The following is a 15224-nucleotide window of genomic DNA, read 5'->3' as shown; positions in this document are numbered from 1 at the left end:
GCTATTTAAAATTCGTCTGTTACACATCCGTTTGATGCAGATGCTACTGTTTTTGCATATTTATATAATACTCCTCTTGCTACTTTTAATGGTGGAGCTTGCCATTCTTTTCGTCTCTGTGCTAACTCTTTTTCAGAAACTTCTACGTTTATCGTATTCGTTTGTGCGTTGATTGTAATAGTATCTCCATTTTTTACTAAGGCAATTACACCACCTTCCTGCGCTTCAGGAGTAATATGTCCTACCACAAAACCGTGCGTTCCTCCAGAAAATCTACCATCGGTAATTAAAGCAACTTCTTTTCCTAAACCTGCTCCCATAATAGCAGCGGTTGGTTTTAACATTTCTGGCATTCCAGGACCTCCTTTTGGACCTTCGTATCTGATCACTACCACATCTCCTTTTGCTACTTCTCCATTTTTAATTCCGTCGTTTGCTGCATATTCTCCTTCAAATACTTTTGCTTTTCCTGAAAAATACAATCCTTCTTTCCCTGTTATTTTTGCCACTGAACCTTCCTTAGCTAAGTTTCCATATAACATTCGTAAGTGTCCAGTTGGTTTGATCGGATCATCTACTGATTTAATAACATCTTGTCCATCTGTTAGACTAAGAACTTCTACTAAGTTTTCAGCGATGGTTTTTCCTGTCACCGTTAAGCAATCACCATGTATCAATCCTTTTTCTAATAAATATTTCAATACAGCTGGCGTACCTCCTACTTTATGTACATCTTCCATTAAGTATTTTCCACTCGGTTTCAAATCAGCTAAGAATGGTGTTTCATCTGAAATACGTTGAAAATCTTTTAATGTGAATTCAATACCTGCAGCTTTTGCAATGGCTAAAAAGTGTAAGACGGCATTGGTAGAACCTCCCATTACAGTAACTAATCGCACTGCATTTTCTAGCGATTTTTTGGTTACAATATCAGATGGCTTGATATCCTTTTCTAATAACACTCGTAAAGCTTCTCCTGCTTTTACACATTCTTGCTCTTTATTATTACTTATTGCAGGATTTGATGAATTATATGGCAAACTCATTCCTAAAGCTTCAATAGCAGAAGCCATCGTATTTGCAGTATACATTCCTCCACAAGCGCCTGCTCCTGGACAAGCTTTCTCAATAACACTTTGGTATTCTTGTTGTGTAATTGTCCCTGCTACTTTGCTACCCCAAGCTTCAAAAGCCGAAACAACATCTAACTTTTGTCCTTCATGACAACCTGAAGCAATGGTTCCTCCATATACCAATACTGAAGGTCTGTTTAAACGTAACATAGCCATGAGTGCTCCCGGCATATTTTTATCGCAGCCTACAACCGTTACTAAACCATCGTACGACATAGCTTGTACTACGGTTTCCATAGAATCTGCAATTACATCACGAGAAGGTAACGAATAACGCATTCCTGGTGTTCCCATAGAAATTCCATCAGAAACTCCGATTGTATTAAATATTAATCCAACTAAATTCTCGTTTTCGGTGCCTTCCTTTACCAGTTTAGCTAAATCATTTAAGTGCATATTGCACGGATTTCCTTCGTATCCAGTACTTGCAATTCCCACAAATGGTTTTTGTAAGTCTTCTTTAGATAATCCTATAGCATGCAACATGGCTTGCGCTGCAGGTTGTGTATCGTCTTGTGTTACTCTTTTGCTAAATTTGTTTAGTTCCATTTTACAATGCTTTTTCTTGTACGCGTTCTTCTAATACTTCTGCTTTGTATAATTTCATTAAATTATATCCGTGAGTTTCTTCCCAATTCATAGGAAATTTATAATCATCTAATGATTGTAATCCTACAACTTCAGCTGCTGTTCCTGTAAAAAAACAAGCATCTGCTTCTTTTAATTCTTCTAGTGTAAAAAATCGTTCTTCCAATGGTATTCCTTCTTCTTTACAGATATCAATAACTGTTGCTCTTGTAATTCCAGCCATAATGTGCCCTCTTGGCGGCGTTACTAACTTTCCATCTTTTTCCATAAATACATTCGCCCCAGAACATTCTGCTACATTTCCATTCATATCTAATAACAAAGCTTCGTCATATCCTTCTTTTTTGGCTTCATTGGTAGATAAAATTGAGTTTACATAATGCCCGGTAACCTTTGCTTCTACAAAACAAGAATTTGGATTAGGTCTTTGGAATTTTGAAGTCTTTACTTTTAATAATTTATCTCCCATGTATTTTCCCCATTCCCAACATTGTATTATTAAATTCGTTTCTTCAGAAGTTAATAAACTCATATTCGCTCCTGTTGTAATTAATGGGCGGATGTATGCATCTTTTAAGTTATTACGCTCTAATAATTCATAGGTAATTGCAGTTAGTTCTTCTGGAGAATAATCAAATTGAATATTCATGACTTCCGCTCCGTACTTTAGCCTTTTGTAGTGTTCTTCTGCCTTAAATATTTTAGCTCCTTGTTTTGTATCATAGGCTCTTATTCCTTCGAAAACACCGTTCCCATAATGTAAACTTTGACTGTACAGATTGGTACTTGCTTCTTTAGCTTTTAAAAAGCTGCCATTGTAAAAAACTTCACTTTGCTCATTGAAATACATAGTTTCTAATTTTTGAATCTAAATTATTTTATCCTTTTTTTTATGTGTTTTATTTTTCTGTTACTTTATGATTTTTAACATTTTAAACATTTTCACAAACAACTAAAAAACAACTACTTAACTTGTTATTAAAATGATATTCATGCAATAAAAAAAGCCTGTATCAGTTGGTTGATACAGGCTTTTTTTAAGGCAATAACCATTTGTATCAACTCGGTGGTGAGCTAATAATGACAATAATGATTACTACGATTATGTTTTGTGTTAAATTCATATGATACTGAACTAAAAAAGGCTTCCTAAATTTAGGAAGCCTTTTAATTTTTATATGTTGAGTTTAAAAATCACTTCCCTTATCCTTGTGAAATAATAATCACAACGACAATAATAGAAATGATATTTAATACTTGTTTTCTCATTGATGTCTACAAATATTGTAATTTATTTTTGACATATCCTAATTGTTTATCGAAAAATATAGGTTTTTCATTGTTTAACAGGCTTTTAAAAGTAGAATTAGAAGTATTTTATACTTTTTAGTGTATTTTTGATATATTAAATTGAAAAAGAAATATGGAAAAATTGATTTCAAAAACTGCTTTACAGATTAAGGATCGCATTGAACTCTGGAACCCAATATATTAAATGCAAAACATTTAAAAACTTGATCGTTTTCAATTTTAGTCATTGTTTAACATTTTTGAAACTTATAAATCATATTTTTATCCAAAATACTTTAAAATGAAAAAAAGTACCATTATTTGTTTTATAAAGTTCTTTTTATAGCTATGGATAACAAAACATGCTTTAGAAGCATAAAAAATAATATTATATATATTTATTCTGGAAAAAGGTATTCTCGCGCTATAAATAATAAAAAACTTAATATAGAGAAAACTAGTTTCATTAGTATTACAGCTCCTTTGAATAAACCATATAATTTTAAAATAAGTTTTGAGGTCAATTAAAAACATCTTGCTTTTTCAAAGAAAAATATTTTTTATCTCGTATATCATTGCTATTTCTTTTAGTCAATTTGCAGAAAATAAAAAGATCGCCTTAGCTATTATATTTTTCTTTATCTCTCTTTTTACTCATTTATTTATATATGATATAAATAATAAAAATAAATACTACTTCTATTATAATGTAGGGTTAAGTTATAATATATTATGGTTTTCTACCATAACTATTGGTTTTATAAATTTATTTATATTATTAATTGTATGAAAAAGTTACATATAGATAGTATTACCAAATCATATGCAAATAAAAGAATATTAAGTGGTGTATTTCTTTCTTGTGAAAAAGGGAAAACTATAGGATTACTTGGACGCAATGGTTCTGGCAAATCTACATTACTTAAAATAGTGTTTGGTATTGAAAAATGCGAGTATAAATTTGTTAAAATCGGTAATAAAGTGATTAATTCTGTTAGTGACGGAAGAAACTTATTAAACTATTTACCTCAAGAAAATTTTCTTCCTAATAATGTAAAAATTAAAAAACTGATTCGTTTATTTTTAGATAAAAAAGAAAGAATATACTTATATAAAAATGAACATATAAAACCTTTGCTAAATAAGACAAATCATGATTTATCTGGTGGAGAAAAAAGAATAGTAGAGATACTATTGATTGTACATTCTAGTGCACCTTTTATCTTACTAGATGAACCTTTCAATGGACTAAGTCCTATTACAAGGTCCTATATCATCAACTATTTAAAAAAAATGAAGTCTTTAAAAGGTTATATAATTACTGATCATGATTATAAAAATGTGATTGCATTGGCAGATGATATTGTATTCTTAAAAGATGGTTATTTAAAACCAATTAAGACTTCTAATGAATTAATAGATTTAGGGTATTTAACTAAAGATGCTTTAAACCTAATTAATAAGAAACCAAATTCTTAATAATTATTTAGTTCAAACGAAATGGAATTTCATTACATTTAAAGTCAATAACAAGTTAAACTTGTATTATACAGAAACTAACAATTACATAGAACCTTATTATGGAAGCACCAGATCATATACTGATTAATGGTTATAAACACATTAATTTTAAAGCGAAAATAAGTACAGAAAGTGAGTCTATTGAAAAAAGTACTACCTTTTTTAATTGGATTGACGAAAGGAGAACTGTACGTGATTTTTCTGATCAACCTGTGCCTAAAGTTGTTATTGAAAACTTAATTAAAACAGCTTCTACTGCTCCTTCTGGTGCTCATAAACAGCCATGGACTTTCTGTGCTATTTCTAATTCAGCTTTAAAAACTAAAATTAGAACTGCTGCTGAAATTGAAGAAAAAGAAAGTTATGAAAATAGAATGAGTGAACGTTGGTTAAAAGATTTGGAACCTCTTGGAACCGATATGCATAAACCTTTTTTAGAAACTGCTCCTTGGTTAATTATTGCCTTTAAAAAAGCCTATGATTTTGGAGAAAATGGAAATAAACATAACAATTACTATGTAAATGAGTCCATTGGAATTGCTTGTGGAATGTTAATTACAGCGATTCATAATGCTGGTTTAGTTACCTTAACTCATACACCAAGTCCTATGAACTTTTTAACAAAAATTCTTAATAGACCTAGTAACGAACGTGCTTTTTTATTGCTTCCCGTAGGCTATCCTAAACTCCCTACATATGTACCAGATTTAGAAAGAAAACCGTTAGATGAAATAGCTGTTTTTTATGAGTAAATCATTTTTAATATACACTTTTAAAAGTGCTGCTACTCCCAAGGAGGAACACCAAGCACAATTGCCCCACCACTCTCCTTTTTCCGACTTTACTAAAAAATTTGTTGATTCTAAAGAAAAGGGATGTAATGCCCGTATCTTTGGTTCATTTGGTTTGTTACCATAATTCTTTAATCTATTTCTCTAAACTACTAGTAACAATCTGACTATTCATGGAATTTAAGTCCGTTCAAAGCTTTATTTACTTTTTTATTTTCTCCATACATTATAATCCCCACTAACTCTTGAGTTTCATCTGTAAACTTGCTTATTTCTATATGATTTTCATCTTCATTTTTTGTTGAAAAAAGTGCATTTGTATATATCCCTAAATGTAACTCTCTTTCTTTCGCTCTTAAAAATGCTCTATTAATTTGAGCTTGATCATCTGCTTTGTAAACCAGTACTGGATGTTTTATAAATGGAAGATATTCTGACTTTGATGCATTTATAAATGGTTTTCCATGAGTTTCGGGAAACTGTATTGCAACTGAACTTGCTAAAAATGACGCTACATTCAGTTTTTGCCAATCCATTAGGTTATTTTTTATAACCATGGCTATTTTATTATCATATTTCATTTTCTTACTTTATTTTTAGTTCCATTTGAATATTACATCGCTCGTAAGGGGTATCATGCCCCACTATTTTTTTAAATCCTAGTTTTTTATAAAGTGATATTGCTGGCTTTAAAATAGTATTGCTTTCAAGATATATATTTGAAGCTCCTAAAGATGCTGCTTTTTCTATAATAGCTGTGCCTAATAAATGTCCGATTCCTTTTCCTTGTGCTTTAGGAGACACTGCCATTTTCGCTAGTTCATAATCATGTTTTTGGTCATTCATTTTAATAAGTGCACATACACCCAAAACAGTATTTTTTTGAACTGCTACTAAAATCTTTCCTCCCTTATCTAAGATATACTCTTTAGGGTTATCTAAAGCTTTTCTATCTGCTTCCTCAATTTTAAAATACTTTTCAATCCACTCTTCATTCAACCGTTTAAAGTCTTTATGGTGTACTGGTAAATATTCTAGTATTTCTATCTCTAAAGCTTCTCTTTGTTTCTTTTGCTTTGCTACTCTTTCTAATAATGACTTTTCACTCAATACATATTCGAACTCCTGAATTGCTAACCAAAGATTATGCTTTGTTTGTTTTAAAGCATCTTTTATCGCATTTTCAACATCTGTATATTGTTCTTTTATTTTTTCAGATATCTCTATCCCTTTTTCTGTTAAGAAAACATTGTTGATACGTTTATCAGATACATCCTTTTGTTCAAATATTAAACCCGCTTTAGACATCTCCCTAGCAATTTTAATAACTGACGGGTGGGATTGTCCAATTCCTCTAGCTATAGATGTTATTGATTTCCCTTTATTTTCATTTGAAAGAAAATAGAAAACAGGAAACCATTTGGGTTTTAGTTCAATATTATATAGTTGATAAATTCGTTCTGCATCTTCAGTAACTATATTACTTAATGCTCTTAACCTACTCCCTAATGCCATCTCTCCAATGCTATCAAAATTCATAATTTCCAAATCAGTATTAAATTACGTAACTAGTTACAAATATATAAACTTTTAATTTAAATAATACTACTGTTATTCTATTTTTCCCCTCATTCGTTCCTATTCCTATAGCACTCATACCTTTCTATACATTTTTGAGCTCCTTTTTAAATTACTTTGGATGTATCATAAATGAAATACACTAAAATTTAAGAGCGTTTTTTTTCTTTTCATTTTAGTTTCAAATAACTAATCTATTCTTAAAACAAACTATTATGGTTCTATCAACTTATAATACAATTCGATTTATTGGATATGCAGTACCAACAACTCCTGCAGATGTGGTATCAATTGGTAATCCGAATGGTCCTGGGGCTGTTGCAGGATATTATTTAGCAAATGCTGATGTATATACAGATATAGATGCTCGTATTGCTATTATGAAAAATGCTGTAGACATTGCGCATCAGAATCTTCCTAAAGCAGATGGTACTACTTTAAATCTTTTTGTTGCTCCTGAATTTTATTTTCATGGTATTCATGGACCTTATATCTATACTGAGGATTCTAATGATCCTATGATTTATTTAAAACAACGGTTAGAAGCTACTTTTATTAATGAAAAATATAAAGACTGGACATTCGTTTTCGGTTCATGTATTAGTGCTTTAGTGAAAGATATTGATGCTGTTTATGCTTCTGATAGCGCTACAACTAGAAATAGTGTTGTTAAAAATTTATCAGAAAATTGGCTTAATTCTTACGGTCCTTTAAATGGAGTTGTTTTTGATATGCTTGTTAACTTCATTAAAAACTGCCACGCTTATCCAAATTGTGAAGTTCGTAACAGAAGTGTTATTGTAAGTAATGCTCAGATAAGTACTCCTAATAAAACTATTACTACCAATGCTATGATTACTGAAAAATACTATTGTTCTAATGAAGATTTTTTACTGTATTCTACAAATAATAGTCAAGTAGTTACAGAACAAATGGTTGCCTATCCTGTTATAGATTTATCTGCTGGAGATGCCAAGCAAACTTCAGATGATTCGTTTGCTATTTTTAATCAAAATGGTACAACGGGTACTACACAAATGGCCGTTGAAATTTGTTTAGATCACTCAGATGTACGATTAAGAAGAAATATTGATAACGAACCTACAAGTGTTTCTGGAATTAATGTTCAAATCATTCCTTCTTGTGGTATGCAAATTAGTGAAGCTTCTATCGCTTCTATTGCTAATAGTTTTGTTTTTAATTGTGATGGTCAGTACACCTTAAATGATAACACAACAGGTGCAGAAGCTATACAAAAAGTAAATTCTGTATATGCCAATTATAAAAATAAAGTAACCTACAATGATAAATCTATTTCGTATGGTGCTCATACGCAATTTGCACAGGTATTATCAGGTCCAGTTAAAGGAAATCCTACAGCTAATGGTGCTTTAAATGCTGTAACTAAAAAACAAACTTCTACAGATTCATTAAAAGTATATCCTGTAGCAGTTCCAAGTGAATTGAATTTTTCAAATTATTTTGCCGGAGGCCCTGGTGAAATACATATCTATGGTGGCGATACTCCTTTTGATTTGGTTTCTTAGTTTATAAAAATATATTAAGTGAGAGGTTCTTTTAGTTGTTCGTTTACAAGGGGCTAAAGCCACCTTGGTTTTTATGTTCTTCATGTTCATTCTGAAATACCTAAGAATAGAGTGTTATTTTATATGATTCTTGAGTTATTTCCTTCGATAAACTCAGGAAACAGTTTAGGATAACAAAGGATTTATTACAAGAAAAATTTTGATAACGATAGATTCTTCTCTTTTGCCTTTAGCTCTTTTGAGAAACCTCAGGAATCTTTCAGGCAAACAATAAGTTCAAAGAATCTAAATGAAAACTATTTCAGTAGTAGACTTCGGCGGAGCTTAGCCTTCAATTTCGGAATGTAAACATTGGTTAACGTAGTTTTAATTTCATTTCTGATTCCAACAAATAAAAAAACAAAAGCAACCTGTAGTTCTCATAAACAGGTTGCTTTACTTTTTTGAGATTCATCTCAAAAAATCCACAATGATTAGTTGTTAGATTCTATATTCCTTTTTCACTATTTTATTAAATTCTATCTATTTTTTTCTTGTTAACTTATAGAGTGTAGGCTATAAATGGTAAACTATGCACTTAATAAATCATTTGCGTCTTTTAACGGTAAACTAGAGCTTCCCATTAAGTATGCATCTACATGATGTGCTGCTTGTCGTCCTTCAGAAATTGCCCAAACAATTAACGATTGTCCTCTTCGCATATCTCCTGCAACAAAAATTCCTGGAACATTGGTTTCGTAACTATATGTACTCGCCTTTATATTTGTTCTAAAATCTAATTCTAAACCTAATTGTTCTGGCAATGTTTTTTCTGGGCCTGTAAACCCTAATGCTAAAAACACCAAATCGCAAGACCATATTTTTTCAGTTTCTTCTTTTTCGATTAGTTGTGGTCTTTCTCCTGGAATGATTTTCCACTCTACTTCTACCGTTTTTAAAGCTGTTAATTCACCTTTCTCGTTTTTGATGAATTCTTTGGTATTTATCAACCAATTTCTATCACAACCTTCTTCATGCGATGTACTTGTTTTTAATTCCAATGGCCAAAATGGCCAAGGTGTTTTTGCACTTCTCGCTTTTGGAGGTTTTGGCATGATTTCAAAATTCGTTACCGACTTCGCTCCGTGCCTGTTTGAAGTTCCTATACAATCTGAACCAGTATCTCCTCCTCCAATTACAATAATATCCTTTCCTTTTGCATTAATAATTTCCTTTTCTAACTCTTTATCAAACAATGCTTTTGTTTGCTTGGTTAAAAACTCCATTGCTTGGTACACACCTTTCGCATCACTTCCTGCAATTGGTAAACTCCTTGCTTTTGTTGCACCTCCACAAAGTACAACTGCATCGAATTCCTTTAGCTCGTCTACAGCAACATTTACTCCAACATGTGCATTTGTTATAAATGTAATCCCTTCTGCTTCTAAGATAGCTACACGTCTATCTATAATTTCCTTTTCTAATTTAAAATTCGGGATTCCATAGCGTAATAAACCTCCAATTTTATCTGCTCTTTCAAATACTGTAACGCTATGTCCTGCTCTATTTAATTGTTGGGCGGCAGCTAAACCTGCTGGACCAGAACCTACAACTGCAACCGTTTTTCCAGTTCTGTATTTAGGTAACCTGGGCTCTATCCATCCATTTTCAAATCCTTTCTCTACAATATATTTTTCAATATTTTCTATGGAAACAGGCTTGTCTATAATACCTAATACACATGCTTTTTCACATGGTGCTGGGCATAATCTTCCTGTAAATTCTGGAAAGTTATTTGTTGCATGTAGAATTTCTAATGCTTTATGCCACTCGCCTTTATGCACCATATCGTTAAAATCTGGAATATAATTTCCTAACGGACAACCGCTATGACAAAAGGGAATTCCACAATCCATACAACGAGAACCTTGTTTTTGCTGCTCTTTCGTAGCCAAAGGTGTTGTAAATTCTTTGAAATTAGTAAGTCTATTTTTAACAGCTGTATTAATTTCCTGCTTTCTCTGATACTTTTTAAATCCGCCTAATTCACCCATAATTTACGCTGTTATTTTTTTGGTTAATGCTTCTTGTTCTAATCTTTCTAGAGCCAATCTATAATCTGTAGGGAATACTTTAATGAAATCCATTTTATTAATTTCCCAATCTCCTAAGACCTTTGTTCCTAAACTACTTTCGGTATATGTTACATGTTTTTGAATCAATCCTTTTAACTCGTGTTGATCTTCTGTTTCTAAATGTACCAACTCTACCATATCTAAATTACATAGTTCATTTCTAAATTGGTGAGAAGGATCGTACACATATGCAATACCTCCACTCATTCCAGCAGCAAAATTTCGTCCTGTATTTCCTAATACCACTACTTTTCCTCCTGTCATGTACTCACAACCGTGATCGCCAATTCCTTCAACAACAGCAGTAATCCCTGAGTTTCTAACACAAAAACGTTCTCCTGCAATTCCGTTGATATATGCTTCTCCTTTTACAGCTCCATAAAAACAAACATTTCCAACAATAATATTTTCTTCTGCTATAAAATCTGCTTCTTTTGGCTTCTTCACAATGATTTTTCCACCAGACAACCCTTTACCTAAATAATCGTTGGTTTCTCCATCTACAATCATTTTTAATCCGTTGGTTGCAAAAGCTCCAAAGCTTTGTCCTGCTGATCCTTTAAAATTTAAAGTTAATGTGTCTTCTGGTAAGCCTACTTCTCCGTGAAGTTTTGATATTTCGTTACTTGTTAAAGCTCCAACAGAACGATTTGTATTTTGAATTTCATACGACAACTCTGATTTTATTTTGTTCTTTATCGCTGCTTTCGCATCGTCTACAATTTTAAAATCAAGTACTTTTTCTAAATTATGATCTTGTTTTTCAGTATTGTATAATATCGTTGTATTTTCAGAAGTAGGTTTGTGTAAGATAGCAGATACATCTACTCCTTTTGCTTTGTAATGATTTACAACCTTATTCATATTCAACTTCTCTACTTGTCCTACCATTTCTTTAATTGACCTGAATCCTAGAGAAGCCATAATTTGTCGCACTTCTTCTGCTACGAAATACATAAAGTTAATTACATGTTCTGGTGTACCTTTAAAGTTTTTACGTAGTTCTGGATCTTGTGTTGCAATTCCTACTGGACAAGTATTTAAATGGCATTGACGCATCATAATACATCCAGAAGCAACCAACGGCGCAGTTGCAAATCCAAATTCTTCTGCCCCTAGCAAACAAGCAATTGCTACATCTCTACCAGTTTTTAACTGTCCATCACATTCTAGCACCACTCTGTTACGTAGATTATTCATTACCAACGTTTGTTGTGCTTCGGCTATTCCTAATTCCCATGGTAATCCTGCATGTCGTAACGAAGTTAATGGAGAAGCTCCCGTTCCTCCATCGAAACCAGAAACCAGAATAACATCTGCTTTGGCTTTTGCTACTCCTGCAGCGATGGTTCCTACACCAACTTTAGAGACTAATTTAACATTTATTCTCGCTTCTCTATTTGCATTTTTCAAATCAAAAATTAGCTGTGCTAAATCTTCTATTGAATAAATATCGTGATGTGGTGGTGGCGAAATTAATCCTACATAAGGCGTAGAATTTCTAACTTCTGCAATCCATGGTAATACTTTTTGTCCAGGTAATTGTCCGCCTTCTCCTGGCTTAGCTCCTTGTGCCATTTTAATTTGAATTTCTTTGGCACTTGTTAGGTAATTACTCGTTACTCCAAATCGGCCAGAAGCAACTTGTTTGATTGCACTGTTTTTAGAATCGCCATTTGATAGTTTTTTAAAACGTTCTTTATTTTCTCCACCTTCTCCTGAATTAGATTTACCTCCAATTCGATTCATTGCAATTGCTAAATTTTCATGTGCTTCTTCACTAATAGAACCATAGGACATGGCTCCTGTTTTGAAACGTTTTACTATTTCTGTCCAAGGTTCTACTTCTTCAATTGGAATTGGATCTAAGTTTACAAACTCGAACAATCCTCTTAAAGTCATTAGTTCTTCAGACTGTTTATTGATTTTATCTGCATAGACCTTATAACTTTCCTTGCTCTTAGAACGAACTGCTTGTTGTAGTTTTGAAACTGTAGTTGGATTGAACATGTGTCGTTCACCATTTCTTCTCCATCTATAATCTCCTCCAACTTCTAAATCCAATACTGAATCAATTTCAGCATCTCTAAATGATTCCGTGCAACGCTTATAAATATCCTTTTGTAGTACGTATAATCCTATACCTCCAATTCTCGAAGGTGTATCTGGAAAATACTTTTCTGTGAAAGTTTTCTTGAGTCCTAAAATTTCAAAGATTTGTGAAGCTCTGTATGAATGTAACGTAGAAATTCCAATCTTATTCATGATCTTTAATAAGCCTTTTCCTATGGCTTTATTAAAATTCTTTACCGCTTTTTCTAATTCAATAGCTTTAATTTCTCCTTTTTCTACTTGTCTCGCAATGATTTCATTTACCATATATGGATTTATAGCACTGGCTCCATAGCCAAATAACGTTGCAAAATGATGCGGTTCTCTTGGTTCTGCACTTTCTACAATAATTCCAATTTTAGAACGCGTACCTTTTCTATACATTGAATTATGCAAGTATGAACAAGCTAGTAATGCAGGAATTGGCGCCCATTCTTTATTGACACCTCTATCTGATAAAATAATGATATTTGCTCCTTCATCTTCAACAGCTACAGTAGCTTTATATAAAATTCCTTCCAAAGCATTTTCTATTCCATTAACTCCTTTTTCTAAAGGGAATAGCATTGGAATTGTTACCGCTTTGAAATCATCGTGTTGTAAATTTTTAATTTTATCTAAATCCTCATTCGATATTACAGGATTTTGAATACGAAGCTTTGTCGCTTGCTCTGGAATAACTTCGAAAATATTTCTATCAGAACCAATAGCCAAACTAATATCTGTAATGATTTCTTCTCGAATACCATCTAATGGCGGATTGGTTACTTGTGCAAATAGCTGTTTGAAATAATTATACAGTAACTGTGGCCTGTCAGACAATACGGCTAATGGTGTATCGGTTCCCATAGAACCAATGGCTTCTTTGGCATTTTTAGCCATTGGAGCAATTAAATGATCTATTTCTTCAGTTGTATATCCAAATAAGCGTAAACGTGTTTTATAATCCGTTTTCTCCTTTGGAATGGTATTATCTGTATATGGAATATTCGCTAACGGAAGTGATTTTTCTGCTACCCATTTTTGATATGGATGTTTTGAAACAATTTTTGATTTGATTTCTTCATCTTCAATAATTCTTCCTTCATTCATATCTACCAAAAACATTTTCCCCGGCTCTAATCGACCATGTTTTACTACGTTTTCTGGTTTTATATTCAATACGCCTATTTCTGAAGACATGACCACATTTCCATTCTTTGTAACGGTATATCTCGAAGGTCTTAATCCATTTCTGTCTAATAAAGCTCCAATATAATTTCCATCTGTAAAAGGAACTGAGGCAGGTCCGTCCCATGGTTCCATAATACAAGAATTATATTCGTAGAATGCCTTTTTATCTGCACTCATAGCCGTATCTTTTTCCCAGGCTTCAGGTACTAGCATCATCATTACTTCTGGTAAGGAACGACCTGTCATTAACAATAATTCTACTGCCATATCCATCGAAGCAGAATCTGACTTTCCTTTCGTAATAATTGGGAATAACTTTTGAATGTCGTCTCCAAACAATTCCGATTGCATTAACTCTTGTCTGGCTAGCATACGTTTTACATTTCCTTTCAACGTATTTATTTCTCCATTGTGGCACATGAATCTAAATGGTTGCGCCAAATCCCACGATGGAAATGTATTTGTTGAAAAGCGTTGGTGTACTAAAGCCAAACGGGTTACTAAATCAGGTTGTTTTAAGTCTACATAAAAGCGTCCAATATCTTCTGGCATTAACAATCCTTTATAAATTAGGGTTGTTGTAGAAAAGCTTGACAAATAAAAATACTTACTTTCTGAAATTTTTGAAGCAGCTATGGTATGTTCACTTATTTTTCTCGCAGCGAATAACTTTGCATTGAATTGTAAATCATTTAATTCTTCTTTTCCTTTTGCTACAAAAATCTGTTTGATTTTTGGTTGTGTTTTTGCTGCAATTGCTCCTAAATTAGAAGTATCTACAGGTACGTCTCTCCAACCTAATATAGTTAAGCCTTGCCTTTTTAATTCTCCTTCCAAAATAGTTTCACAATAACTACTTTGATTGAACTTTTTCGGTAAAAAAACTTGACCTACTGCATATGCTCGTTCTGCTGGTAGTTCAAAATCACAAACTCGTGTAAAAAACTCATGTGGGATATCTATTAAAATTCCTGCTCCATCTCCTGTACGTCCATCTGAACTTACGGCTCCTCTATGCTCTAATTTTACTAGTATTTCTAATGCATCGTGAATAATCTGATTTGATTTTTTTCCTTCCAAGTTACATATGAAACCTGCTCCACAATTGTCTCTTTCAAATTCATTTAAATATAAGCCTTGGTTTTTCATCATTTGTTGTTTGTTTTTTAGTTCTTACTTTTTTCGGGAAATGAGAAATGCGAAATTTTCGCATTTCTCATTTTTTATTACTGCCAACTTTTTCATTTAATTGAATATCTGTATTAAGTCAATTACATTTTTAGCGTCATTCCGAATTTATTTCGGAATCTCATAATACTCTTAAGTAACAGTTTGTGATGAGAACCTGAAACAAGTTCAGGTTGACGTTTATCTCAA

At 32.4% G+C, this 15224-nt stretch carries 10 protein-coding genes; 4 read left to right on the top strand and 6 right to left on the bottom strand.

All coding sequences use genetic code 11. The features are described from left to right. Positions 1-5 precede the first annotated feature (5 nt). Together ilvD and ACKTTC_RS16680 are read right to left on the bottom strand one after the other, a co-directional pair. The gene (gene ilvD, locus ACKTTC_RS16685; RefSeq protein WP_408040990.1) at positions 6-1682 is read right to left on the bottom strand and encodes a dihydroxy-acid dehydratase; all 1677 of its coding nucleotides are present in this window, start codon (positions 1680-1682) and stop codon (positions 6-8) included. Position 1683: 1 nt separating this feature from the next. Beyond that, the gene (locus ACKTTC_RS16680; RefSeq protein ID WP_408040989.1) at positions 1684-2571 is read right to left on the bottom strand and encodes a branched-chain amino acid transaminase; all 888 of its coding nucleotides are present in this window, start codon (positions 2569-2571) and stop codon (positions 1684-1686) included. 1226 nt (positions 2572-3797) lie between these two features. On the opposite strand from ACKTTC_RS16680, the gene ACKTTC_RS16675 reads away from it, so the two are divergent. The 3 genes from ACKTTC_RS16675 to ACKTTC_RS16665 all read left to right on the top strand — a co-directional run bounded on the left by ACKTTC_RS16675 (position 3798) and on the right by ACKTTC_RS16665 (position 5450). Then, positions 3798-4490 (top strand): ATP-binding cassette domain-containing protein, encoded by a 693-nt coding sequence (locus ACKTTC_RS16675; RefSeq protein WP_408040988.1) that lies wholly within the window; start codon positions 3798-3800, stop codon positions 4488-4490. Positions 4491-4591: 101 nt separating this feature from the next. Further along, positions 4592-5284: a nitroreductase family protein gene (locus ACKTTC_RS16670; protein WP_408040987.1), complete on the top strand. Its 693-nt coding sequence runs from the start codon at positions 4592-4594 to the stop codon at positions 5282-5284. Continuing rightward, positions 5277-5450 (top strand): hypothetical protein, encoded by a 174-nt coding sequence (locus ACKTTC_RS16665; protein ID WP_408040986.1) that lies wholly within the window; start codon positions 5277-5279, stop codon positions 5448-5450. Before ACKTTC_RS16670 ends, ACKTTC_RS16665 begins: the two co-directional genes overlap by 8 nt. A gap of 40 nt (positions 5451-5490) precedes the next feature. Here ACKTTC_RS16665 and ACKTTC_RS16660 read toward each other — a convergent pair whose 3' ends face one another. Both ACKTTC_RS16660 and ACKTTC_RS16655 read right to left on the bottom strand, forming a co-directional pair. After that, positions 5491-5904, bottom strand: a complete 414-nt coding sequence (locus tag ACKTTC_RS16660) for a DUF2000 family protein (protein WP_408040985.1) — start codon at positions 5902-5904, stop codon at positions 5491-5493. Between the two features lie 4 nt (positions 5905-5908). Beyond that, the gene (locus ACKTTC_RS16655; RefSeq protein ID WP_408040984.1) at positions 5909-6862 is read right to left on the bottom strand and encodes a bifunctional helix-turn-helix transcriptional regulator/GNAT family N-acetyltransferase; all 954 of its coding nucleotides are present in this window, start codon (positions 6860-6862) and stop codon (positions 5909-5911) included. A 254-nt stretch (positions 6863-7116) separates the two neighbouring features. On the opposite strand from ACKTTC_RS16655, the gene ACKTTC_RS16650 reads away from it, so the two are divergent. Continuing rightward, entirely contained in the window at positions 7117-8448 is a 1332-nt protein-coding gene (locus tag ACKTTC_RS16650; RefSeq protein WP_408040983.1) for a hypothetical protein, read from the top strand. Between the two features lie 569 nt (positions 8449-9017). Here ACKTTC_RS16650 and ACKTTC_RS16645 read toward each other — a convergent pair. Beyond that, the gene (locus ACKTTC_RS16645) at positions 9018-10481 is read right to left on the bottom strand and encodes a glutamate synthase subunit beta (RefSeq protein WP_408040982.1); all 1464 of its coding nucleotides are present in this window, start codon (positions 10479-10481) and stop codon (positions 9018-9020) included. 3 nt (positions 10482-10484) lie between these two features. Then, positions 10485-14996: a glutamate synthase large subunit gene (gene gltB / locus ACKTTC_RS16640; RefSeq protein WP_456243515.1), complete on the bottom strand. Its 4512-nt coding sequence runs from the start codon at positions 14994-14996 to the stop codon at positions 10485-10487. Positions 14997-15224 lie beyond the last annotated feature (228 nt).

This window comes from Tenacibaculum amylolyticum (genome assembly GCF_964511145.1).
Lineage (GTDB): Bacteria > Bacteroidota > Bacteroidia > Flavobacteriales > Flavobacteriaceae > Polaribacter > Polaribacter amylolyticum.
Note: the sequence above shows the minus strand (reverse complement) of the source record. Positions and strands in the feature narration are given on the sequence as shown.

Excerpts from the sequence above, each read along its gene's own strand:
- ACKTTC_RS16660 (WP_408040985.1), bottom strand. The coding sequence starts at position 5,904 with ATGAAATATGATAATAAAATAGCCATGGTTATAAAAAATAACCTAATG.
- ACKTTC_RS16670 (WP_408040987.1), top strand. The coding sequence starts at position 4,592 with ATGGAAGCACCAGATCATATACTGATTAATGGTTATAAACACATTAAT.
- ACKTTC_RS16650 (WP_408040983.1), top strand. The coding sequence starts at position 7,117 with ATGGTTCTATCAACTTATAATACAATTCGATTTATTGGATATGCAGTA.
- ACKTTC_RS16665 (WP_408040986.1), top strand. The coding sequence starts at position 5,277 with ATGAGTAAATCATTTTTAATATACACTTTTAAAAGTGCTGCTACTCCC.
- ACKTTC_RS16645 (WP_408040982.1), bottom strand. The coding sequence starts at position 10,481 with ATGGGTGAATTAGGCGGATTTAAAAAGTATCAGAGAAAGCAGGAAATT.
- ilvD (WP_408040990.1), bottom strand. The coding sequence starts at position 1,682 with ATGGAACTAAACAAATTTAGCAAAAGAGTAACACAAGACGATACACAA.
- ACKTTC_RS16655 (WP_408040984.1), bottom strand. The coding sequence starts at position 6,862 with ATGAATTTTGATAGCATTGGAGAGATGGCATTAGGGAGTAGGTTAAGA.
- ACKTTC_RS16680 (WP_408040989.1), bottom strand. The coding sequence starts at position 2,571 with ATGTATTTCAATGAGCAAAGTGAAGTTTTTTACAATGGCAGCTTTTTA.
- gltB (WP_456243515.1), bottom strand. The coding sequence starts at position 14,996 with ATGAAAAACCAAGGCTTATATTTAAATGAATTTGAAAGAGACAATTGT.
- ACKTTC_RS16675 (WP_408040988.1), top strand. The coding sequence starts at position 3,798 with ATGAAAAAGTTACATATAGATAGTATTACCAAATCATATGCAAATAAA.